Here is a 21,524-nt window from a genome sequence, read left to right as displayed (position 1 = left end):
CCGTTTCCCCGCTCATTTGTAGATATACCCGACAACGCCGTTGTAACGGCCGGGCGGCAGCTTGGTCTCCATCGTCCCGTAAACGCGGTTGACCTTGCCGAGAATGTAACCGGCGCCATCGCTGGCCGGATTAAGATTGTCGTCGGGGCGCGCAAGCTGCTGCCGCGCCACCGGGCGAGCGAGATAAGGCGTCACAATGACGACCAGTTCGGATTCGTTGCGGATGAAGTCCTTGCTGCGGAACAGCGCGCCGAGGACGGGAATCTTGGTAAGACCCGGAAAGCCGGAAACCGACTGGCGCACTTCATCGCGGATAAGGCCGCCGATCATCATCGAGCCCCCGGATGGCAACTCCACCGTGGTGTCTGCCACGCGTTTGCGCAGCGACAGAATGCTCGCGCCGAGGCCGTCTGCCTGGTTGGTCGATGAGGAACCTTCCGTTGTGGGTTCGGAAACCGATGTTCTGATCTTCAGGCTGATGCGACCCGGGCCGAGCACCACCGGCATGAACTCCAGTCCGATGCCATAGTTGATCTTGGCCAGCTGGTTGGTGCGCTTGCCATCATCGTCATAGGTGACGCTGTTGATGACATTATATTCGCCGCCCACATTGAATGCAGCTTTTTCGCCGGAAATCGCAGTCAGCGTCGGTTCGGCCAGCGTCTTCATGACGCCTGCTGTTTCCATCGCGCGCAGATAGGCAGAGAAATTGCTGGTTGCGAGACCGAAGCCAGTATTTGACAGGGTATCGCCAATGGCTCCGGGCAGGCTTTCCGAAATGCCGCCATAAGAAATGCCGTTGCTGGTTCCGCTGCCCGTCATATTGACGCCGAGCTGCTTCATGACGGTGCGGCTGACTTCGGCCACCGTCACCTTCAGCGTGACCTGATCTTCCCCAACGATGGTGAGCATATTGACCACTTTACTGGTGCGCCGCCCTGCATCGGGATTGTCGATTGCTACTCCGCCGCCATCGGTCGGGGCCGAAGCGGTCGTCGAATACTGGCCCGTCGTGGCCTCACCACCGGTTACGAAAAGGCTTGCAAGCTTTGCGGCCTGCGCCGAATCCTGTGGCGTCTGAACCGTGCCGGTCAAAACGACGTTGTCGTTGATCAGTTCAACCCGGATATCGGAACCTGGAACGAGACGTTTCAATTGCGTCGAAAGGCTGCTGACATCGCGCTCGATTTCAACATCGATCGAGGCGATCTGTTCGCCATTCGGGCCGAAGACAAAGATATTCGTCTGCCCGACCTGCTTGCCGAACAGATAGATGCGGCGCGATGTGCGCGTGACCGCATCCGCGATGGATGGATTGGAGACGAGAACGTCATAGGCGTCCTGCGGCAGGTCCAGCACAAGCGATTTGTTGAGACCAAGCGCGATGCGCTGGGCGCGGCCCTGTGCGCCGACCTTGACGACGCCACCCGCTGCCATGGCAGGCGCTTCGAAGAAAGGCTGGGCGCAAAGTGCCAGGCTTGCGGCAATGAGGGCGGATTTGGCAAAATACGGGCGCACGCGTTTTCCCTGTTTCATGAGCGCGGTCCTACTTCTGTAATGCTGCCGGACTTGATGACCTTGACGGTTCCGCTGCGCGTCGGCGAGGAAACCAGATAGTCGGCCTGCTTGATGTCCTTGTCTTCCGCATCGTGCATGGAGCGCAGGGACAGGGTCAACCGGTCGGCCATCTGCTGGGCGACGGTGATGATTTCCGCCTGATCGGGCGTCAGTTCCAGTGTCGCGGTCTGGCCGACCATGACCTTGCGGCCCTGTTCGTCTTCCTGAATGGTCTGGTCAATGGCGAGAATACGCACATTTTGCAGCACTGTTTCGGTCGTGAAAGGCGCGATGGAGGTGCTGGTTGCATTGTCCGGCTTCCGACGGGTCATGATGACATCGACAAAATCATTGGGCAGGATGAAACCGCCCGCTGAGCTTTCGGCATTGATCTGGGTCGCAACCGCACGCATGCCGGGCGGCAGGATTGATGAGAGGAAGCTCTGTCCGGGGCCGATCAGCTTCACCTTGCGAATGGGTTCGCCGGGGAAAAGTTGCAGCCTGACGGTTGCGCCATTGAGCTGATTGATCGCGTCTGGTTCGCTGGACCGGGTGATATAGCCGTCGGATATCGCTTCGGCAGGCCATGACTGCCAGCGCATTTGCGAGGTCAGTTCAGCACCGACACCGAGGTTTTCCGTGGCGACCAGCACTTCTTCCAGCTGGATCTGTGGGGTTTCGGACGCAACCACGACCGGCGCTGGCGGCGGTGCCGCCAGATTCATGGCGATATAGCCCGCACCGCCAGCAGCGATGACGGCTACCCCAAGAATGAGCAGACGAGCTGATTTCATGATGCGCCCCGTGCAAGTCCCCACGTCCGAACGACGTGTTCCAAAATTGCACTGGCAATCGTGTAATTATGGTTAATATAATCTTATTCGTATTAAGAAATATAAGTTCCGCAGGGCAATTTCGTGCTGGCCGTTACGCGGGAGCGAACAAAATCGACTGCATGGTCTGGCCAACGGGTGAGAGCGGGAAGCTCCACAAACCGGCAGCACCCAAAGCGATACCGTAGGGAATCCCGACATCCTTGTGCGACAGCCGTTCCAAAAAGGCATAGCGATCCGCATGCGCCGGGCGCGGCATCAGGCGGTAAAGAATGATGAGAAGCGTGAGGGCGCCGCCAATCAGCGAAAACTTGATGACATAATCCACCAGCCCCGGATTGAAGCCGAACCACAATGTGGTTGCTGCAATCATTTTTGCATCGCCGCCGCCCATGGTGCGCAGGCAGAAGAGCAGGAAAGTGATGCAAAGCATCAGCCCGCCTGCCAGCAGATGCCAGCCGTAATCGGCAAGGGCAAGACCGGAAAACGGTGCAAGGATGATGAAACCGGCGGCGAGCCCAATCGAAACCCGGTTGCGAATGGTCATCGACAGAAGATCGGTGACCATGGCCGTGACCATCGCCGCCACGAATATCGCCGTCATCAGCGCCGCTATGACCATCGAATCCCCCGATCCCTTCAATAAGTGTTATTGGCCGTTGGTCGCGTTCTGAAAGCTCGTGGCAACGCTGTCGAATTTTTCGCCGACGCTGCCGGCCATGAGCGCCACGCCGCTGACGATCGCAATCGAAACCAGCGTGCCGATCAGCGCATATTCAATCGCTGTGGAACCGGCCCGGTTCTTCAAAAAACGCGTCATCAATGTCGGCATTGTACGCTCCTTCACCTCTCCGAAGACGGCTGCCCCATCATGGCCGTCGCTCTGTTCGGATGGCTGAAAGATAATCGACACGCATTGTTGGGCCCTTAATAATCAGGGTTAATGAAGCGTTTCCTGTCGATTGGCTCGCCGCTCTCGCATGCTAGTGGATTGAATTTGACGTTTGAATCCCGGCTGACACATACGCTGTTTCAAACGTCAAATTCGAAAAATCCACTAGATACATATAGTTGCTAGTGGTCTTTTTGATTCCAACATTTGCTCAGCGCGTGAACCGAGGGAGCAAATGTTGGAATCAGACCACTAGGCGGGCGTGGCGGACGGCTTAATGCTTCCTTCACCAATCCTCTTCATTATTTGCTAGGCATATTACGGGGGTCGTAGAGTGGCGCATCGGTTTTTCTCTTCGGAAAAGTTGCGGAAGGCATCTGCTTTGGCCGCAATGATGCTGGTTTCAGCAGGGCTTCAGGCTGCGCAGGCGGAAGAATATATCAAGCTGGAAACCAGTCAGGCGCGCATCCTTCGTCTGGCCCGACCCGCCGACACGGTAGTGATCGGCAATCCCGCCATTGCGGATGCAGTGGTGCAGGATTCCCAGACCATCGTGCTGACCGGCAAGGATTTTGGCGTTACCAATATCGTTGTCATGGATAAGAACGGCGAGCCGATCATCGACCGGGAACTCGTCGTTTCCAGCAATGCGCGCGGCACCATGCGCGTTTATCGCCAGGCAGAGGTGCAGACGCTGTCCTGCACACCCTATTGCGAAAAGGCGTCCACCAAGACCGGCGACGATAAATAACACCCCTCTCTAAAATCCGGCCTGCGCCGTTAATACTCTTTCAGGTTGTCCTGATGTAATCATGCGCCATTGTTTGAACCGGCGGGTTTGGGTGGGGCATGGCATTCATGGATTTCCGTCAAAGGCGCGGAGAAGGACGGCTGCGGTTGCAGGCCGCCGTCCGTCAGTTGCGGCTGTTCGGTCGGGCGCGAGACGGCGTCACGGCCATTGAATTCACGCTCCTGATCATCCCGTTTCTCCTCATCGTCTTTTCGATCATTGAAACAGGCATGAATTTCACCGCCCGACAGGTGTTGTGGAACGCCACGCAGAACGTGGCGCGCCAGATCCAGACCGGGCAGGTCCGGGGAAGCGATCTCACGCAGACCAGAATCCAGACCATGCTTTGCGATCAGATCCAGTTCATGGTGAAAACCGGTTGCGAGGGGTTGTCATTCAATCTCGGAACATATTCCGGCTTTGCCTCGGTCCCGAACCGCGACATTCTGACGGACAAAGGTTATCTGTCGCGCACCGGCATCACCGGCACCAACGGCACCTCGACCATCAACCAGCTCAATGTGCTTTATCGCTGGCCGGTTCTGACCAACATTCTCTACATGACCGATAGCGCCGATGCTGAGAGCGGCACTATGCCGTTATTCTCCACGCTGACATGGCAAAACGAGCCGTTTCCAAACTGACGACGAATATCGGGTTGTGGCCCGGACTGGACCTATATCGCCATGCGAACAGCATTATCCCGGTTGTTGAAAAGATTTTTCCGCGACAAGCGCGCGGTCGGCGCGGTTGAATTCGCGCTGATCGTCCCGGTTCTGCTCCTGATTTATCTGGGCTCCACCGATTTGGCCGATGGTCTCGACGTCAACAAGAAGGTGTCGCGGTCCGCGAGTGGCCTTGCCGATCTGGTCACGCGCCAGATATCCGTCAAAGCCACGGATATCGACGATATGTTCGCCATCGGCAGCACGTCGCTTTTGCCCTATCGCCGGACAAGCCCGAAGATCAGGGTGACAGCCATCAAGGTCACCAAGGCGCAGTCGTCCAGCACCTATTCCGTGACTGTTGACTGGTCGCGCGCCAATGTCGCAAATTTCGCGGCGCTGGCTGGCAGCAAGACCGATCTTCCCGAGGCGCTGGTCGCAAGCGATGCCTATTTCATCAAGGTCGACGTCGAACTGGACTACAGGCCGCTGAACTCCTGGATATCGACCAGCATACCGATGAGCGAGACCTATTACCTCGCGCCGCGCTATACCAACACCATTCCCTGCAGCGGTTGCTGAACCCGTGTCTTGGCTCTACCCCTTGCACTACAGTTGCAAATTCGTCAGGCCGCGGCGAAACGAGTGATTTTCGAGCACCGGAGCGGAGCGTACTTAAGGGTACGTGAGCACCGGAGCGCAGGAAATTGCTCGTTGCAGACCGGCATCACGAAGAATGCAACTGTAGTGCTTGGCAATGCGGATAAAACCCAACATATAGAAGGAAAGGCCAAACCGCCCCCTTCAGGATTTGTTTTCATGCCAGAATTGCCCGAGGTAGAAACCGTTCGCCGCGGCTTGCAACCCTTCATGGAAGGCGCAACCATCGAAAAGGTCGATCAGAACAGACCCGATCTCCGCTTTCCATTCCCGGAGCATTTTGTCGAGCGTCTGACCGGTCATCGTATCGAGGCGCTCGGTCGCCGTGCGAAATATCTCACGCTTCACCTCGATGACGGCCTGTCCGTCATCAGCCATCTTGGCATGTCCGGCTCGTTTCGCATCGAGGCCGACGACGATGCCGATACGCCCGGTGCCTTCCATCATGAGCGTTCGAAGAACAGCGCCCATGACCATGTGGTGTTTCACCTGTTGCGGTCGGGCGGTTCGGGCGCGCGCATCATCTATAATGATCCGCGCCGTTTCGGCTTCATGCTGTTTGCGGAAAAAGGCGCGCTCGATACGCATCCGTTTCTGAGCGGCCTCGGGATCGAACCGACCGGCAATCTTCTGTCGGGGGCGGTACTGGCGGAGTTGTTCCAGGGACGGCGCACGCCGCTCAAGGCAGCGCTGCTCGATCAGCGGCTGATCGCCGGTCTCGGCAATATCTATGTCTGCGAGGCGCTGTGGCGTTCCGGCCTGTCGCCCATGCGGGCAGCCGGGGCCGTGGCGGACGATGCAGCACTTATGGAGCGTCTGGCGAGCGATATCCGCACAGTGATTGCGGAGGCGATTGCTGCGGGCGGATCGAGCCTGAAGGATTATATTCAGGCCGATGGCGCACTCGGCTATTTCCAGCATTCCTTCTCGGTCTATGGGCGGGAAGGGGAGCCGTGTCGCAATCCCGCCTGCAATGGCGTGGTCGAGCGTGCGGTTCAGGCGGGACGTTCGACTTTTTTCTGTGCCTCGTGCCAGACATAAGACCTTGCCAAACGGGGATGGCCGGTTCACCTTGCCGCCCGGAAATTGAAGCTGTCATGGTATCGGCCTTATAGGGGCCTGAACCGGACGGCGATGCCTGATGAAGGAGGAGCAGAATTCCATGGCTTATGAAACGATCATCGTCGAGACGCGCGGCAATGTCGGGCTTATCCGCATCAATCGCCCGCAAGCGCTCAATGCGCTCAATCGGGGAGTGCTCGATGATTTGACGGATGCGCTCTCGGCTTTCGACGCCGATGACAAGATTGGCGCCGTGGTGTTGACCGGTTCCGAAAAAGCCTTCGCGGCGGGTGCCGACATCAAGGAAATGCAGTCGATCGATTTCGTCGATGCCTATCTGCAGGATATGTTCGCCGACTGGCAGAAGGTGGACCGCGTGCGCAAGCCGATCATCGCCGCCGTTTCCGGCTATGCGCTGGGTGGCGGGTGCGAGCTGGCCATGATGTGCGACTTCATCATCGCGGGCAGCAATGCCAAGTTCGGCCAGCCGGAAATTACGCTGGGCGTAATTCCTGGCATGGGCGGCTCGCAGCGCCTGACCCGTTTTGTCGGCAAGTCCAAGGCCATGGATATGTGCCTGACGGGCCGCATGATGGATGCAGCGGAAGCCGAGCGTTCGGGTCTCGTTTCGCGGGTCGTCGAGCCGGAAGTCTTGCTGGAAGAAGCGCTGAAGGCAGCCGAGCGCATCGCCTCCTTCTCGCGTCCGTCCGTGCTGATGGCCAAGGAAGCCGTCAATCGCAGCTACGAATTGACCTTGAACGAAGGACTGCGCTATGAGCGCCGCCTGTTCCATTCGCTTTTTGCGACGGAAGACCAGAAGGAAGGCATGGCCGCTTTCATCGACAAGCGCACGCCAAGCTTCAAGAATCGATAAGACTGACAGCACATCGGGCAGCCATTACCGTTGCCCGATGCGGTATGATGGCCCCTTGTAAGGGCCGAAAAGCCCGCGCGCAGGCGCAAATCCGGCTTTTTGATTGGCGGTTGAGGCAGAATCCTCGTTGACGTGAGGGCAAAGCTGATCTATAAGCCCGCCCACGGATCGGCGGCCTTCCCGGGATTTCTAGGGATTTCGGCTGCCCTAGAGGTTTTGTGCCCGGCGGTTTAAGCCCCTGGCTAGCTGACAGAAAAAGAGAGGCATTTATGGCCAATACTCCTTCGGCCAAGAAGGCAGTGCGCAAGATCGCTGCCCGCACCGAAATCAACAAGTCGCGCCGCTCGCGCGTTCGCACTTTCATCCGCAGGCTGGAAGACGCTCTGCTGAGCGGCGACAAGCAGGCTGCGGAAGTCGCATTCAAGGCTGCTGAGCCTGAACTGATGCGCGCAGCCTCCAAGGGCGTCGTGCACAAGAACACTGCTGCTCGCAAGGTGTCTCGTCTTGCCAAGCGCGTGAAGGCACTCAACGCCTAATTGCCGCCTATTTTTATATGTAAATTTCGAAACCCGGCTCATTGTTAGCCGGGTTTTCTTTTTTTTCAGGTTTCTGCCAAAAGACTGCGCAAGGAGAGGTCGCCATTTTTTCGCAGTTTTTTCAATGTGAAAAGGCCAGTTTCCGAGGTTTCCAAAAGCAATGATTGGGTAATTTTCAATTGTAATTTCAATCATTTGCGGAGATTCCAACGGAGTTATCCACAGGGGGTTGGCGGGACTCGGAAGGCCGTTTGAGTCAAGCAGAATTTTAAAATTTATTTTTCAGGCGGAACAGATCAGGACCATCTAATTTGACCATGTGGAAAATGCCTTGAATCCAAAGGTGTTAATTCGCTGGCGTCCGATTCCCTGTCTGTCGCACGGCCCTATGCAAGGGGTTTTATGAAAAAAAAACTGGCAATCTCAGGCTTGCTCTTTGCGCCGGCCCTTCGCTAAAGTCAGCTCATCAAGAGGGGTGGGCCACCGGCCCGGAGTTAGCGCTTATTGCTGTCGAATGTCAGCGTGGATGTTCAATCCGCGGGCGCTATTTTCTGGTCTCCAAGGTCCTCTTTCTTTCAGGCGATTGCTTATCATTCAATGACCGGGCCATTAACTGGCCATTAACCGGAAAGTCGTTTTGGACAGATGGCGGGCAATTGAGTGGTTGTCGTGGAAGGGGTTCCGGGCAATCAGCCTTCGGTGAACAGTTGTATGAGTCGTGCGCGGGTAACCGGAAAGGAGTATTTCGGTTTGGGACCTGTTGGGTTCGATTGAGTTTGTGTTTGGCCCGGATGTTTGCGGGTCTGAGTGTATGAATGAGTACCGCCGACGTTGAAGGACGACAGATCCGGAACGACGAGCTGGAAAAAATGACAAGCGCCGGAAAATGGCGCGTACGAATGTGAAGGCAGGCGAGCGATGGCAATGACGAGCGGCAAGGCGACGGCAACGATGGGTGATGATGCACATGCGAACCGTATCCATGGATCTTCTGCTACCGGCAATGACAAGAGCCTGACGAACGTGGACGCTGCGGTTAGCGAAGAGGCTTTCGAGCGCCTGACGGCAAAGCTGAAAGCCCGCGTGGGCAGCGAAATCTATTCGAGCTGGTTTGGCCGGTTGAAACTTGACGATATTTCCAAGAGCATTGTGCGTCTGTCGGTTCCGACCGCTTTTCTGCGCTCCTGGATCAACAATCATTATTCCGAACTCCTGACCGAACTCTGGCAGGAAGAAAACGCGCAGATCCTGAAGGTCGAAGTCGTGGTGCGCGGCATGAACCGTGTGGTTCGCAGCGCCGCTCCCGCAGAAACGGCAGAATCGGCTGAAACCAAGCCGGTCGTGGCGCCGCGCGAAAAGATGATGTTCCCGGTCGGCCAGTCCTTTGCCGGTCAGCATATCGGCGACAAGCGCGGCTCCGCCGTGGTCGCAGAATCGGCTGCCGCTTCGGGCTCGATTCTCGGTTCGCCGCTTGATCCGCGCTACACCTTCGACAGCTTCGTCGATGGCGCATCGAATCGCGTGGCGCTTGCTGCCGCCCGCACCATTGCGGAAGCCGGTTCCAGCGCCGTGCGCTTCAACCCGCTTTTCATCCATGCCTCGGTCGGTCTCGGCAAGACGCATCTTCTCCAGGCCATTGCAGCGGCAGCGTTGCAGCGTCAGGAAAAGGCCCGCGTCGTTTATCTGACAGCTGAATATTTCATGTGGCGCTTTGCGACCGCGATCCGTGACAACAATGCGCTTTCCTTCAAGGAGCAGCTGCGCGACATCGACCTTCTGGTCATCGACGACATGCAGTTCCTGCAGGGCAAGTCCATTCAGCACGAGTTCTGCCATCTCCTGAACACGCTGCTCGACAGCGCCAAGCAGGTCGTGGTTGCCGCTGATCGTGCACCGTCGGAACTGGAATCGCTCGACGTTCGCGTCCGTTCGCGTCTGCAGGGCGGCGTCGCGCTTGAAGTGGCCGCACCGGATTACGACATGCGCGTTGAAATGCTGCGCCGTCGTCTGAACACGGCACAGGTCGAAGATCCGAGCCTCAACATTGGCGACGAGATTCTCTCGCATGTTGCCCGCACCGTCACCGGATCGGGTCGCGAGCTGGAAGGTGCTTTCAACCAGCTTCTGTTCCGCCAGTCTTTCGAGCCTAATCTGTCGATCGACCGCGTGGATGAGCTGCTGGGTCACTTGACCCGCGCAGGTGAACCGAAGCGCATCCGCATCGAGGAGATCCAGCGCATCGTGGCGCGCCATTACAATGTTTCGAAGCAGGATCTGCTCTCGAATCGTCGTACCCGCACCATCGTGAAGCCGCGTCAGGTGGCGATGTATCTCGCCAAGATGATGACGCCGCGCTCGCTGCCGGAAATTGGCCGCCGCTTTGGCGGACGCGATCACACCACCGTGCTGCACGCTGTGCGCAAGATCGAAGATCTGGTGGGTGCCGACACCAAGCTGGCACAGGAACTGGAGCTTCTGAAGCGCCTCATCAACGATCAGGCGGCTTGATTAACACGACAGTTGCAAATTCGTCAGGCCATGGCGAAACGGGTGATTTTCGAGCAACGGAGCGGAGCGTACTTAAAGGTACGTGAGCACCGGAGCGCAGGAAATTGCTCGTTGCAGCCCGGCCTCACGAAGAATGCAACGGTCGTGTTGGAGAGCTTCCCCGCTATCAACCGCGGTTATCAACAAAAAGCCCGGGCCCTGTCGCATTACGGCACGGCGCGGGCTTGCTTTTCTCCTTAAAAATCTGCCACTTTAACGGACCTTTCTGGCGCCTCTGGCGCCGTACCGACGAGGGCCGCTGCCCGTCAGATGCAAGCGCCCTGGTCCCAGCGAGCGAGTGCGTTTGAACATGCGTGTTACCCTAGAGCGATCGAACCTTCTCAAATCTCTCAACCACGTCCACCGCGTCGTGGAGCGTCGCAACACGATTCCGATTCTGTCGAACGTGCTTTTGCAGGCCGAAGGCGCAAGCCTTGCCCTCAAGGCGACCGATCTCGACCTCGAAGTGAATGAAGCAACCGCCGCCATGGTCGAGCAGGCGGGTGCGACGACCGTTCCGGCACACCTTCTCTACGACATTGTGCGCAAGCTTCCCGATGGCGCGGAAGTCATGCTGTCGACTAATCCGGATGGCGGTTCCATGTCGGTCATTTCCGGCAAGTCGTCCTTCCGTCTCCAGTGCCTGCCGCAGTCGGATTTCCCGGAACTGACAGCCGGGTCTTTCACCCATTCCTTCCGCATCGAAGCGCAGGCGCTGAAGCGCCTTATCGACCGCACCCAGTTTGCGATCTCGACGGAAGAAACCCGCTATTATCTGAACGGCATCTACTTCCATGCCATTGAAAGCGACGGCGCTCTGAAGCTGCGCGCCGTGGCGACCGACGGTCACCGTTTGGCGCGTGCCGAACTGGAAGCGCCATCGGGCACGGAAGGCATGCCGGGCATTATCATCCCGCGCAAGACGGTTGCCGAACTGCAAAAGCTGGTTGACGCTCCGGATGTGGTGGCGACAGTGGAACTGTCGGATGCCAAGATCCGCTTCACGGTCGGCTCGGTGGTGCTTACTTCCAAGCTCATCGACGGCACCTTCCCGGATTACCAGCGCGTCATTCCTTCCGGCAATGACAAGAAGCTCACCATCGGACGCCAGGAATTCGCCGCTTCGGTGGACCGCGTTTCGACCATTTCGAGCGAGCGTGGCCGTGCGGTCAAGCTTTCCATCGCCGATGGCCAGTTGACGCTGACGGTCAATAATCCCGATCCGGGCAGCGCTACGGATGAGCTGGCAGCGGATTATGATTCCGATCCACTGGATATCGGCTTCAACTCCAAATATCTGCTGGACATCACCAGCCAGCTTTCCGGCTCGGATGCTGTCTTCATGCTGGCTGATGCCGGTTCGCCTACACTGGTGCGCGACACCGGCGACGAAGATGTGCTGTATGTCCTGATGCCGATGCGCGTCTAAGAGCTATCGATCTTCAGGCTCTGGCGGCCTGCAAATGGCGTGATATTTCGCTTCCGGTGCTCACGTGGCATTTTTCGACGCATAATCCCGACAAGTCAGCAACTTTTCGGGATTATGCGGTGAAGTACACTCCGCTCCGGTTCTCAAATCCCGCCATTTTCGGCTCACCATAACCAAAATCTCGACAGCCACGGCATCTCGCTGGAAGAGGTCTCTTAAAGAACCCAATTGTGGATATAAAAGACGATATAACGAGCCGCCCTGACCGGGTTTCGGTCCGGCGGCTTAAATTGACTGATTTCCGCAATTATGCGGAACTCTCGCTGCCGCTTGGTCCCGGCCATGTGGTGCTGACGGGCGAGAACGGTTCGGGCAAGACCAATCTCATCGAAGCACTTTCCTTTCTGTCGCCGGGGCGCGGCCTTCGCCGGGCCTCCTATGACGATGTGGCGCGAACTGTCGCGCATGACGGCTTTGCCATCCACGCAACGCTCGACTGCATGATTTACGGCGAAGCAGAAATCGGCACTGGAACTGCAGGCGGCGGAGAAGGCGGGCGCAAGGTTCGCATCAACGGCGTTGCGGCCTCTGGCGACGAGCTGCTCGATTATGCCCGCATTCTTTGGGTCGTTCCTTCCATGGACGGGCTTTTCACCGGTGGCGCGTCGGACCGGCGGCGCTTTCTCGACCGCATGGTGCTCGCCATCGATACCGGGCACGGCAAGCGTGTGCTCGATTATGAGAAGGCCATGCGCAGCCGTAACCGGCTTTTGAGCGAAGGCAATAATGACGACCAGTGGCTCGACGCCATTGAAAGTCAGATGGCGGAGCTTGGCACCGCCATTGCCGCAGCGCGGGCGGAAGCCATGCGGCTGATTGCAGCCATGATCGAACGGTTGCCGGCAGAAGGTCCTTTCCCGAAGGCGGATTGCTTTCTGGAAGGTTCGCTGGAACAGCGGATCGGCGTTGAGGCGGCGCTCGATCTGGAAGAGGATTTCCGCCGCAACTTGCGTGACGGGCGCAGCCGGGATCGAGCGGCTGGCCGCACGCTGGACGGGCCGCACCGCACCGACCTCATCGTGCAGCATCGGCCGAAGGCGATGCCTGCCGCCCTTTGTTCGACCGGGGAGCAGAAGGCATTGCTGATCGGTCTTATCCTCGCCCATGCGCGCCTGACCGGCGAATTATCCGGCATGGCCCCGATTCTCCTTCTGGACGAAATCGCCGCGCATCTCGATTCAGGTCGTCGTGCCGCCTTGTTCGGCATTCTCGATGATCTCGGCGGACAGGCCTTCATGACCGGAACCGACAGGGCGCTGTTCGATACGCTTGGCGGCGATGCGCAGTTTTTCAGTGTCGCAGGCGGCGTCCTCACCAAGAGCTAAAATATCCGCTGACAGCATCGTCGCGGCGGCTTATGTTGTGACCATCATGAATGCACCATCCAGACCATTTTCGTCCGAAGAGCTTGAACGCTATGCGCGCCATATCGTGCTGCCGGAAGTCGGCGGTCCCGGCCAGCAGAAGCTGAAGGCGGCCCGCGTGCTGGTCGTCGGCGCTGGCGGTCTCGGCGCGCCCGTGCTGCAATATCTGGCGGCAGCGGGCATAGGAACGCTTGGCATCGTCGATGACGACACGGTTTCGCTGTCCAACCTGCAGCGTCAGGTCATCCACGACACGGAAAGCGTCGGGCAGCAAAAGGTCGAGAGCGCGCGAAGCGCCATTACGCGCATCAATCCGCATGTGGCGGTCGAAGGCCACGCCCTGCGTCTCAGTGCGGACAATGCCGAAGCGCTCATTGCCGCTTACGATGTGATCGTCGACGGTTCCGATAATTTCACGACACGCTATGTGCTGGCGGATACGGCAGCCAAGGTCGGGCGCCCGCTGGTGACAGGCGCGATGGGCCGTTTCGATGGAACCGTGACGGTCCTGATGCCCTATCTGACGGGGCCAGATGGCGCGCCACATCCCTCCTATCGCGATCTCTTCCCGGAAGCACCGCCGCCGGGAACCGTCCCAACCTGCGCGGAAGCGGGCGTGCTGGGCGTGTTGCCGGGCGTGATCGGCAGCTTGCAGGCGATGGAGGTCATCAAGCTCGTCATCGGCATCGGCGAGCCGCTGGTCGGTCGCCTGTTGCTCTATAATGCGCTGAATGTCCGCTTCGAGACCATTCGCTACAAGGCGCGCACGCCCAAATGACCACGCCCCGTATCGTACCCATCACTCAGGATTTCGCCCGCTGGGACGAGCTTCTGAAACTCATCCGCGACAGCTTTGCCTATATGGACGGCGTGATCGATCCGCCGTCTTCCGCGCATCTTCTGACCGCGGAAGGGCTGAAACAAAAGGCCAGCGATGAAATCGGCTTTGTCGCCCTGATCGGCGAAGAACTGGTAGGCTGCGTTTTCATCAAAGAAGGAAGCGACAGCTTTTATCTCGGCAAGCTGGCCGTTGCGCCTGCTTTCGAGGGGCAAGGGATCGCGCGCGCCCTTATGCATTGTGTGGAGGCCGAAACTATCGCGACGGGCAAGCCGGCGATTGAATTGCAGGTGCGTATCGAACTGACGCGCAACCGGGCAGTGTTTGAAAAGCTCGGTTATTGCAAGATCGCGGAAACGGCGCATCCCGGCTATACGCGCACGACCTCCATCACCATGCGCAAGGAAATCGTGCAGGGATAGGCGGTGAGATGACCGGCAGCCGGTAGCTGCCGATCAAGCCGAATATCAACATCAATACTGCGTGTTGCGGTCGACGATATGCTCCAGCGTGCCATTGCGCTCGAAAGCTTCGATCTGCCGGATGATCTGCGGCACCAGCGCGGTCGCTGACGAGCTTGCGGCGGCGTGCGGGGTGATCGTCACGCGCGGATGATCCCAGAGCGCGCTGGTGGCCGGCAGCGGTTCCTGATTGAACACATCGAGCGTTGCTGCCGAAAGCAGCCCACGGTCGAGCGCGGCCAGAATATCAGCCTCGTTCTGCAAGCCGCCGCGTCCGGCATTGATCAATACCGGCGCGCCGAACGGTCCGTCGCTTTTCAACTGCGCGAACATCGACATGGACAGGATGCCCTTGGTGTCCGGCGTCAGCGGCAGCAAGCAGACGAAAATATCGGCGGTCTTGAGGAAAGCGCCAAAGCCGTCGCGACCGTGATAGGTTTTGACGCCCTTGATTTCCTGAGGGCGGCGGCTCCATCCGGTCACGTTAAAACCGAGCGCGGTCAGCTTTTCAGCCGCATCGCGACCCAGCACGCCAAGCCCCATAATGCCAACCGTCACCTCATGGGCGGCAGGCTGGCGGCGATCTTCGTGCCAGACATGGTTCTGCTGCTGCTTGCGATAGCGCGAGCCCAGACGGTGATGATCCAGCACCTGCCAGACCACATATTCGGTCATGCGCATGGTCAGATCGTCGGAGATGATGCGCACCAGCGGCACATCGGGAATGCGGTCATCGCGGAACACATGGTCCACGCCAGCGCCAAGCGAGAAGATGACTTTCAGATTGGGCAGATTGGCGAGCGAGCCGGGCTTCTGCTTCCATACGAGCGCGTATTTGACGGAAGGATCGGCCTCGGCGCGCTCGGTCACCACGGGGCGATCCGGCGCATTGTCCTTGAATGTCTTCAGCCAGATTTCCGGATCCCAATCGGTGATCGCCAGAAGAATATTGCCTTTGTCGTTGTTCGTGGTCATTGCCTCACTCCTCCCCAAGTGGTCCGATTCCGACATTTGCCTTCAATTGCCTTTAGCTCCGAGCAAATGTCGGAATCAAAGGACCACTTATCAATTCTGTATCTAGTGGAGTTTTGAATTTGACATTTGAACCTGCGTATCGGTCGGGCGGTGTCCAAATGTCAAATTCACTCCACTAGCGCCTCCATATGGAAGGCTGCCGCCATCAACGCCTTGGTATAGTCGGTCTTCGGATTGGCGAAGACGTCCTTCGCCGTACCATATTCAACCGCCTTGCCGTTGCGCATCACCAGCACATCATTGGCCAGTGCCCGCACCACTTTGAGATCGTGGCTTATGAAAAGATAGGCGAGATCATGCTTCTTCTGCAATCCACGCAAAAGATCGACCACTTGCGCCTGCACGCTCATGTCGAGCGCCGAGGTCGGCTCATCCAGCATCACGAACCGCGGGTTCAGCACCATGGCGCGCGCAATGGCGATGCGCTGGCGCTGGCCGCCGGAAAATTCATGCGGATAGCGGAAGCGGGTTTCGGGATCGAGGTTCACTTCCTGAAGTGCCGAGACGACACGCGCATCGCGGTCGTCTGCCGAGAGTTTCGGCTCATGCACCAGCAGACCTTCGGCGATGATGTCCGCAATGGTCATGCGCGGTGAGAGCGAGCCGAACGGGTCCTGAAACACGATCTGCATTTCACGACGCAGCGGACGCATGTCCTTGAAGCTGAATTTCGCGATATCGCGCCCTTCAAAGTGGATATCGCCTTTTGATGAAATCATGCGCGAAAGGGCAAGGCCGAGCGTAGTCTTGCCAGAGCCCGATTCGCCGACGACACCGAGTGTCTGACCGGCGCGCAGATTGACATCGATACCGTCCACTGCCTTCACATGGTCGACGGTCTTGCGCATGAACCCCTTTTTGATCGGGAACCAGACACGGATATCCTTGCCTTCCATCACCGTTTTCGCTGCCGGATCGGCAGCGGGCGGCTCGCCCTTCGGTTCGGCGGCAAGCAGATGTTTTGTATAGGGATGCTGCGGATTGTCGAAAATTTCCGTTGTCGGTCCAGCCTCGACGATCTTGCCTTTGCTCATCACGCAGACCTTGTCGGCGATCTTGCGCACGATGCCGAGATCGTGGGTGATGAACAGCATCGACATGCCCTGCGCGGCCTTGAGTTCGGCCAGCAGCTTCAAAATCTGCGCCTGTACCGTCACATCAAGTGCGGTGGTGGGTTCATCGGCAATCAGCAGTTTCGGCTTGTTGGCCAGCGCCATGGCGATCATCACGCGCTGGCGTTGTCCGCCAGAAAGCTGATGAGGGAAGGCTGACAGGCGCTTCTCCGGCTCGCGAATACCCACTTCGTTCAAAAGCTCCAGCGTGCGTGCTCGTGCCTGGGCGTCGCCCATGCCCTGATGCACACGCAAAATTTCGCCGACCTGCCGCTCGACGCTGTGCAGCGGGTTGAGCGAGGTCATCGGCTCCTGAAAGATCATGGCAATGTCGTTGCCGCGCACGCGCCGCAATTCCGGCTCGGAGGCCTGCATCAAATCCTTGCCGTTGAAAAGGATTTCACCGGAAGGGTGGCTGGCCGCCGGATAGGGCAGAAGTTTCAGCACCGACAAAGCGGATACAGACTTGCCCGAGCCGGATTCGCCGACCAGTGCCACAGTTTCGCCTTCGGCAATGTCGAAGGACACGCGGTCGACGGAAATGCGTTCTTCGCCATTCTGGCGGAAGGCCACCGACAAGTCGCGGACGGACAGCAGGGTTTTATTGCCTGATTCGGACAGGGATCCGCTCATTGACCCACTCATTGAAATGCCTTTCGCGGATCGAATGCGTCGCGGGTCGCCTCGCCGATGAAGATCAGCAGCGACAGCATGACCGAGATGACCACGAAGCCGGTAATGCCGAGCCACGGCGCCTGAAGATTATTCTTGCCCTGCGCCAGAAGTTCGCCGAGCGAGGCCGAGCCGGGTGGCAGGCCGAAGCCGAGGAAGTCGAGCGAGGTCAGCGTGGTGATCGAGCCGTTGAGGATGAAGGGCAGAAAGGTCAGCGTCGCCACCATGGCATTGGGCAGAAGATGCCGCCACATGATGGTGCCGTTCTTCACGCCGAGCGCGCGCGCGGCATTCACATATTCAAAATTTCGGGCGCGCAGGAATTCAGCGCGCACCACGCCGACGAACGCCACCCATGAGAACAGCAGCATGATGCCGAGCAGCACCCAGAAGCCGGGCGGCAGGATCGCCGCTATGATCAGCAACAGATAAAGCACGGGGATCGACGACCAGATTTCGATGATGCGCTGGAAGATCAGATCGACCCAGCCGCCGAAATAGCCCTGAACCGCGCCTGCCGTCACGCCGATGATGGCCGAGAAGAAGGTGAGGATCAGGCCGAACAGCACCGAAATGCGGAAGCCATAAAGCGCGCGCGCAAAGACGTCGCGCGCCTGATCGTCGGTGCCTAGCAGGTTGAAATTGCCGAAACGGCAATTGGGATCGCTCACGCCTTGCGGATAGCGCTGGCAACGTTCCTCGGCGGAAAAGAGCCAGAAAGGCTTGGACGGCGCCGCTTCCGGGATTTCATTATTCACGGTGTTGTAGGAATAGCGGATCGGCGGCCAGATCGCCCAGCCATTATTGGCGATTTCTTCCTGGATCACCGGATCGCGATAGTCGGTCACCGCATAGAAGCCGCCGAATTTCTCTTCCGGATAATCGACAAAGACCGGCGCCAGCAACTCGCCCTTGTAGGAAACGAGAATGGGGCGATCATTGGCGATGAATTCCGAGCAAAGGGCGGCAATGAGCAGGAACAGAAAAACCCACAGCGACCAGTAACCGCGTTTGTTGGCCTTGAAATTCTGCCAGCGGCGACGGTTCAGCGGCGACAGCCATGGACGCTTTACGGGCTTGACGGTGGGGGTGAGGGCGGCATCGGTCATCACACGTCCCTCCGGTCGAAATCGATGCGCGGATCGATCCACGTATAGGTCAGATCGGACAGAAGCCCGACGAGCAGACCGATCAGCGAGAAGATGAAGAGATTGGCGAATACAACCGGATAATCACGGTTGATGACCGACTGGTAGCCGAGCAGGCCAAGACCGTCGAGCGAGAAGATGGTTTCAATCAAAAGCGAGCCGGTGAAGAAAGCCGAGATGAAAGCGCCCGGAAAACCGGCAATGACGATCAGCATGGCGTTGCGGAAGACATGGCGATAAAGCACCTGATTTTCGGTAAGGCCCTTGGCGCGCGCCGTCGTCACATATTGCTTGCGGATTTCCTCGAGAAACGAGTTTTTCGTCAAAAGTGTTGTGGTGGCGAAGGCCGAAAGCACCAGCGCCGTGACCGGCAGAACCATGTGCCAGAGATAGTCGCCGATCTTGCCCCAGAATGACATTTGCACGAAGTCGGGCGAGGTGAGGCCGCGCAGCGGGAACCAGTCGAAGAACGAGCCGCCCGCAAACAGCACGATCAGCAGGATGGCGAAGAGGAAGCTTGGAATGGCATAGCCGACAATGATGACCGCGCTGGTCCATGTATCGAAGCGCGTGCCTTCCTTGATTGCCTTGCGAATGCCAAGCGGGATCGAGATCATGTAGGACAGAAACGTCAGCCACAGGCCGAGCGAGATCGAAACCGGCATCTTTTCCTTGATCAGATCGATGACGCTGATGTCGCGGAAATAGCTGCGCCCAAAATCAAAACGCAGATAATTCCATAGCATCTGACCGAAACGTTCCAGTGGCGGCTTGTCGAAGCCAAACTGCTTTTCAAGATCGGCAATGAATTGGGGGTCGAGCCCCTGTGCGCCGCGATATTTCGAATTGACCGAGCCGCTATCGACCGCGCTCTGGCCGAAATCGCTGCCGCCACCGGAAAGGCGGTCCAGCGCGTCGCCGCCCTGACCGGAAAGCTGCGCGATCACGCGCTCGACCGGACCGCCGGGAGCGAATTGAACAACGGCGAAGGAAATAGCCATGATGCCGAAGATGGTCGGGATCATTAAGATCAAGCGGCGGAGGATGTAGGCGCCCATTAGCTTGGCTCTCGCGTTAGATCCGTGTTTCTCTTATGGCTTACCAACAACTTTTGCCTTTTCTTCTTCAATCCACCACAGCGTCTCGACCGGAAAGCCGTAATCGGGCTTCGGTTCCTTGAAACCGAACCGGTCCCAATAGGCGACGAGATGATTCGCTGTTGTCCAATTTGGAATCCAGTCGCGCCGGATACGCAAGTACCGATCCAGCACTCTGATGGTCGCGACAAGATCGTCGCGGGTCGACACTTTTCCGGCATCGTCGATCAGGGCGTCGATCAACGGGTCGGCTGTGCCGGGCAGATTATAGCTTCCGGGCGTCTTGGCCGCTTGCGAACCAAACATGCTGGAAAGCGATTCTGACGTCGGCGTCGCGCCAAACAGCATTGCAATGCCCACCATGTCGAACTGGAAATCCTGCATCCGCGCCTGATACTGGCTGGCATCCACCAGCCGCAAACTGGCATCGATACCGATGGCCCGCAGTTTCTGGATGAACGGATTGTAGACGCGCGTGAAGGCTTCCGAATCGCTGAGAATTTCCAGCGCGAATTTCGCGCCGTCCTTGTCGTGAAACTGCCCGTTGCGCCGCTCGAAACCGGCTTCTTCCATCAGTTTGACGGCTTTGCCGAATTGCGCGCGGTCCCGCCCTGTTCCATCCGAAACCGGCATGATGACGGCCTCGCCGAACACGGCATCGGGAAGCTTGCCGCGATAGCGTTCCAGCACTTTCGACTCATCCGGGGTGGGGAGGCCCCTGGCCTGAAAATCCGACCCGTTGAAACTCGATTGCGAGCGCTCATAGGTGTCGAAGAAGAGGTTTTTGTTGGTCCACTCGAAATCAAAACAGAGGCTGATTGCCTCCCGCACGCGCGGGTCGCGGAAACGCTCGCGACGCTGGTTCAGCGCCCAGGCCTGCATCAGCGGGCTCTTCTCTTTCGGGAAGGTGCGCTTGATGATTTTCTTTTCCTGAATGGCCGGGAAGTCGTAGCCGGTAGCCCAGTTCTTGGACACGCTTTCGGAACGAAAATCGATATCGCCTTTCTTGAAGGCTTCGAATTCCGGCTGCCGGTCGCGGAAGAACTCGATGTGGATGCGGTCGAAATGGCTGGAACCGCGCCGCACTGGCAAATCCTTGGCCCAGTAGTCTTCGAAACGATCATATTCAATGAATTGACCGGCGGTGAAATTCCCCACCTTGTAAGCGCCCGAACCGAGCACCGGTTCCATCGTGGTCGCTTCGAAATCGCGATCCTTGAACCAGGTCTCCGACAGGATCGGCAGCACCACGGCGTCAAGGATGGCGTTGGGGCCGCGATCCGTCGCAAAACGCATGCGAATATCGTTCTTGCCCGTCAGTTCCACCTTTTCCAGCCCGGCGAGCGACTGACGTATGAGCGGGTGGCCCTTTTCCTTCAGCACCGTATAGGTGAACAGCACGTCTTTCGCCGTGATCGGTGATCCGTCATGGAACCGCGCTTCCTTGCGCAGCTTGAAGGTGCAGGCCCGACGATCTTTCGACAGCGTGACGCTTTCAGCGATAAGTCCGTAGACGGAATCCGGTTCATCGAGCGCCGGGACCATCAGGCTGTCATAGGTCAGCTCCATGCGCGGCGGCGCGTCGCCTTTGAAGGTAAAGGTGCTGAGCGTGTTGAAGGTCTGCGTGTTCTGGTTCCAGGTCCAGCTTGCTGGCGCAAACCTGAACGTGCCGCCTTTCGGCGCGTCTGGACTGGTGTAATCGAAATGGGTGAAATCGCTGCCATATTTCAGCTCGCCAAAGGCGGACAGGCCATGCAGGGACTTGCCGGTCGGCACCTCCGCAAAGGCGTTGGCAATGACAGCCTGACCCGGCAGGCAGGCCGCGATTGCGGCGCTGCCCGAAACACCCAGAAAATGGCGGCGGTTCATGCGAAGCATCGTCATTCTCCGCT

Annotated in this window: 20 protein-coding genes; 11 read left to right on the top strand and 9 right to left on the bottom strand. The window is 58.2% G+C overall.

Features of this window, described 5'->3' with window-relative positions:
- Window positions 1-12: 12 nt before the first annotated feature.
- The 4 genes from QLQ11_RS08245 to QLQ11_RS08230 all read right to left on the bottom strand — a co-directional run bounded on the left by QLQ11_RS08245 (window position 13) and on the right by QLQ11_RS08230 (window position 3,303).
- The gene (locus tag QLQ11_RS08245) at window positions 13-1,536 is read right to left on the bottom strand and encodes a type II and III secretion system protein family protein (protein WP_109370127.1); all 1,524 of its coding nucleotides are present in this window, start codon (window positions 1,534-1,536) and stop codon (window positions 13-15) included.
- Complete coding sequence (gene cpaB / locus QLQ11_RS08240; protein ID WP_109370128.1) at window positions 1,533-2,351, bottom strand: Flp pilus assembly protein CpaB; 819 nt, start codon at window positions 2,349-2,351, stop codon at window positions 1,533-1,535. Before cpaB ends, QLQ11_RS08245 begins: the two co-directional genes overlap by 4 nt.
- Before the next feature lie 133 nt (window positions 2,352-2,484).
- Window positions 2,485-3,012, bottom strand: a complete 528-nt coding sequence (locus QLQ11_RS08235; protein WP_109370129.1) for a prepilin peptidase — start codon at window positions 3,010-3,012, stop codon at window positions 2,485-2,487.
- A 27-nt stretch (window positions 3,013-3,039) separates the two neighbouring features.
- Window positions 3,040-3,303 carry a Flp family type IVb pilin gene (locus QLQ11_RS08230; RefSeq protein ID WP_235858895.1) on the bottom strand — a complete coding sequence of 88 codons (264 nt, stop codon included), beginning with the start codon at window positions 3,301-3,303 and terminating at the stop codon, window positions 3,040-3,042.
- 370 nt (window positions 3,304-3,673) lie between these two features.
- On the opposite strand from QLQ11_RS08230, the gene QLQ11_RS08225 reads away from it, so the two are divergent.
- From QLQ11_RS08225 to QLQ11_RS08175, 11 genes are all read left to right on the top strand, one after another.
- Window positions 3,674-4,033: a pilus assembly protein N-terminal domain-containing protein gene (locus QLQ11_RS08225; protein WP_109370131.1), complete on the top strand. Its 360-nt coding sequence runs from the start codon at window positions 3,674-3,676 to the stop codon at window positions 4,031-4,033.
- Window positions 4,034-4,131: 98 nt separating this feature from the next.
- Complete coding sequence (locus QLQ11_RS08220) at window positions 4,132-4,716, top strand: TadE/TadG family type IV pilus assembly protein (protein ID WP_235858896.1); 585 nt, start codon at window positions 4,132-4,134, stop codon at window positions 4,714-4,716.
- A 66-nt stretch (window positions 4,717-4,782) separates the two neighbouring features.
- The gene (locus QLQ11_RS08215) at window positions 4,783-5,319 is read left to right on the top strand and encodes a TadE/TadG family type IV pilus assembly protein (protein WP_235858897.1); all 537 of its coding nucleotides are present in this window, start codon (window positions 4,783-4,785) and stop codon (window positions 5,317-5,319) included.
- Between the two features lie 237 nt (window positions 5,320-5,556).
- Complete coding sequence (mutM, locus tag QLQ11_RS08210) at window positions 5,557-6,438, top strand: bifunctional DNA-formamidopyrimidine glycosylase/DNA-(apurinic or apyrimidinic site) lyase (RefSeq protein WP_109370350.1); 882 nt, start codon at window positions 5,557-5,559, stop codon at window positions 6,436-6,438.
- A gap of 121 nt (window positions 6,439-6,559) precedes the next feature.
- The gene (locus QLQ11_RS08205) at window positions 6,560-7,333 is read left to right on the top strand and encodes an enoyl-CoA hydratase (RefSeq protein WP_283736005.1); all 774 of its coding nucleotides are present in this window, start codon (window positions 6,560-6,562) and stop codon (window positions 7,331-7,333) included.
- 269 nt (window positions 7,334-7,602) lie between these two features.
- Window positions 7,603-7,869, top strand: coding sequence for a 30S ribosomal protein S20 (gene rpsT / locus QLQ11_RS08200; RefSeq protein WP_109370133.1), 267 nt, complete (start codon window positions 7,603-7,605; stop codon window positions 7,867-7,869).
- Window positions 7,870-8,793: 924 nt separating this feature from the next.
- Window positions 8,794-10,377, top strand: a complete 1,584-nt coding sequence (gene dnaA / locus QLQ11_RS08195) for a chromosomal replication initiator protein DnaA (RefSeq protein WP_109368053.1) — start codon at window positions 8,794-8,796, stop codon at window positions 10,375-10,377.
- A gap of 349 nt (window positions 10,378-10,726) precedes the next feature.
- The gene (gene dnaN, locus QLQ11_RS08190; RefSeq protein WP_371835852.1) at window positions 10,727-11,845 is read left to right on the top strand and encodes a DNA polymerase III subunit beta; all 1,119 of its coding nucleotides are present in this window, start codon (window positions 10,727-10,729) and stop codon (window positions 11,843-11,845) included.
- Between the two features lie 230 nt (window positions 11,846-12,075).
- Entirely contained in the window at window positions 12,076-13,230 is a 1,155-nt protein-coding gene (gene recF, locus QLQ11_RS08185) for a DNA replication/repair protein RecF (protein WP_124915151.1), read from the top strand.
- 46 nt (window positions 13,231-13,276) lie between these two features.
- Window positions 13,277-14,047 (top strand): molybdopterin-synthase adenylyltransferase MoeB, encoded by a 771-nt coding sequence (locus QLQ11_RS08180; protein ID WP_109370134.1) that lies wholly within the window; start codon window positions 13,277-13,279, stop codon window positions 14,045-14,047.
- The gene (locus tag QLQ11_RS08175; RefSeq protein ID WP_109368057.1) at window positions 14,044-14,529 is read left to right on the top strand and encodes a GNAT family N-acetyltransferase; all 486 of its coding nucleotides are present in this window, start codon (window positions 14,044-14,046) and stop codon (window positions 14,527-14,529) included. The genes QLQ11_RS08180 and QLQ11_RS08175 overlap by 4 nt, the downstream gene beginning before the upstream one ends.
- A gap of 51 nt (window positions 14,530-14,580) precedes the next feature.
- On the opposite strand, the gene QLQ11_RS08170 is transcribed toward QLQ11_RS08175, so the two are convergent.
- The 5 genes from QLQ11_RS08170 to QLQ11_RS08150 form a co-directional block, all read right to left on the bottom strand.
- Window positions 14,581-15,543 carry a glyoxylate/hydroxypyruvate reductase A gene (locus QLQ11_RS08170; RefSeq protein ID WP_109368058.1) on the bottom strand — a complete coding sequence of 321 codons (963 nt, stop codon included), beginning with the start codon at window positions 15,541-15,543 and terminating at the stop codon, window positions 14,581-14,583.
- A gap of 167 nt (window positions 15,544-15,710) precedes the next feature.
- A complete protein-coding gene (locus QLQ11_RS08165) occupies window positions 15,711-17,360 on the bottom strand; it encodes an ABC transporter ATP-binding protein (RefSeq protein WP_109368059.1) in 1,650 nt (549 codons plus the stop codon).
- Window positions 17,357-18,496, bottom strand: coding sequence for an ABC transporter permease (locus tag QLQ11_RS08160; RefSeq protein ID WP_109368060.1), 1,140 nt, complete (start codon window positions 18,494-18,496; stop codon window positions 17,357-17,359). The genes QLQ11_RS08165 and QLQ11_RS08160 overlap by 4 nt, the downstream gene beginning before the upstream one ends.
- The gene (locus QLQ11_RS08155) at window positions 18,496-19,593 is read right to left on the bottom strand and encodes a microcin C ABC transporter permease YejB (protein WP_109368061.1); all 1,098 of its coding nucleotides are present in this window, start codon (window positions 19,591-19,593) and stop codon (window positions 18,496-18,498) included. The genes QLQ11_RS08160 and QLQ11_RS08155 overlap by 1 nt, the downstream gene beginning before the upstream one ends.
- A 33-nt stretch (window positions 19,594-19,626) precedes the next feature.
- Complete coding sequence (locus QLQ11_RS08150) at window positions 19,627-21,516, bottom strand: extracellular solute-binding protein (RefSeq protein WP_109368062.1); 1,890 nt, start codon at window positions 21,514-21,516, stop codon at window positions 19,627-19,629.
- Window positions 21,517-21,524 lie beyond the last annotated feature (8 nt).

It is taken from the genome of Ochrobactrum sp. SSR, assembly GCF_030067775.1.
Taxonomy (GTDB): domain Bacteria; phylum Pseudomonadota; class Alphaproteobacteria; order Rhizobiales; family Rhizobiaceae; genus Brucella; species Brucella teleogrylli.
Note: the sequence above shows the minus strand (reverse complement) of the source record. Positions and strands in the feature narration are given on the sequence as shown.

What these genes read in the sequence shown, in the direction of transcription:
- QLQ11_RS08245 (WP_109370127.1), bottom strand. Translation starts at nt 1,536, where the DNA reads ATGAAACAGGGAAAACGCGTGCGCCCGTATTTTGCCAAATCCGCCCTC.
- cpaB (WP_109370128.1), bottom strand. Translation starts at nt 2,351, where the DNA reads ATGAAATCAGCTCGTCTGCTCATTCTTGGGGTAGCCGTCATCGCTGCT.
- QLQ11_RS08235 (WP_109370129.1), bottom strand. Translation starts at nt 3,012, where the DNA reads ATGGTCATAGCGGCGCTGATGACGGCGATATTCGTGGCGGCGATGGTC.
- QLQ11_RS08225 (WP_109370131.1), top strand. Translation starts at nt 3,674, where the DNA reads ATGATGCTGGTTTCAGCAGGGCTTCAGGCTGCGCAGGCGGAAGAATAT.
- QLQ11_RS08220 (WP_235858896.1), top strand. Translation starts at nt 4,132, where the DNA reads ATGGCATTCATGGATTTCCGTCAAAGGCGCGGAGAAGGACGGCTGCGG.
- mutM (WP_109370350.1), top strand. Translation starts at nt 5,557, where the DNA reads ATGCCAGAATTGCCCGAGGTAGAAACCGTTCGCCGCGGCTTGCAACCC.
- QLQ11_RS08205 (WP_283736005.1), top strand. Translation starts at nt 6,560, where the DNA reads ATGGCTTATGAAACGATCATCGTCGAGACGCGCGGCAATGTCGGGCTT.
- rpsT (WP_109370133.1), top strand. Translation starts at nt 7,603, where the DNA reads ATGGCCAATACTCCTTCGGCCAAGAAGGCAGTGCGCAAGATCGCTGCC.
- dnaA (WP_109368053.1), top strand. Translation starts at nt 8,794, where the DNA reads ATGACGAGCGGCAAGGCGACGGCAACGATGGGTGATGATGCACATGCG.
- dnaN (WP_371835852.1), top strand. Translation starts at nt 10,727, where the DNA reads ATGCGTGTTACCCTAGAGCGATCGAACCTTCTCAAATCTCTCAACCAC.
- QLQ11_RS08180 (WP_109370134.1), top strand. Translation starts at nt 13,277, where the DNA reads ATGAATGCACCATCCAGACCATTTTCGTCCGAAGAGCTTGAACGCTAT.
- QLQ11_RS08175 (WP_109368057.1), top strand. Translation starts at nt 14,044, where the DNA reads ATGACCACGCCCCGTATCGTACCCATCACTCAGGATTTCGCCCGCTGG.
- QLQ11_RS08170 (WP_109368058.1), bottom strand. Translation starts at nt 15,543, where the DNA reads ATGACCACGAACAACGACAAAGGCAATATTCTTCTGGCGATCACCGAT.
- QLQ11_RS08165 (WP_109368059.1), bottom strand. Translation starts at nt 17,360, where the DNA reads ATGAGTGGGTCAATGAGCGGATCCCTGTCCGAATCAGGCAATAAAACC.
- QLQ11_RS08160 (WP_109368060.1), bottom strand. Translation starts at nt 18,496, where the DNA reads ATGACCGATGCCGCCCTCACCCCCACCGTCAAGCCCGTAAAGCGTCCA.
- QLQ11_RS08155 (WP_109368061.1), bottom strand. Translation starts at nt 19,593, where the DNA reads ATGGGCGCCTACATCCTCCGCCGCTTGATCTTAATGATCCCGACCATC.
- QLQ11_RS08150 (WP_109368062.1), bottom strand. Translation starts at nt 21,516, where the DNA reads ATGACGATGCTTCGCATGAACCGCCGCCATTTTCTGGGTGTTTCGGGC.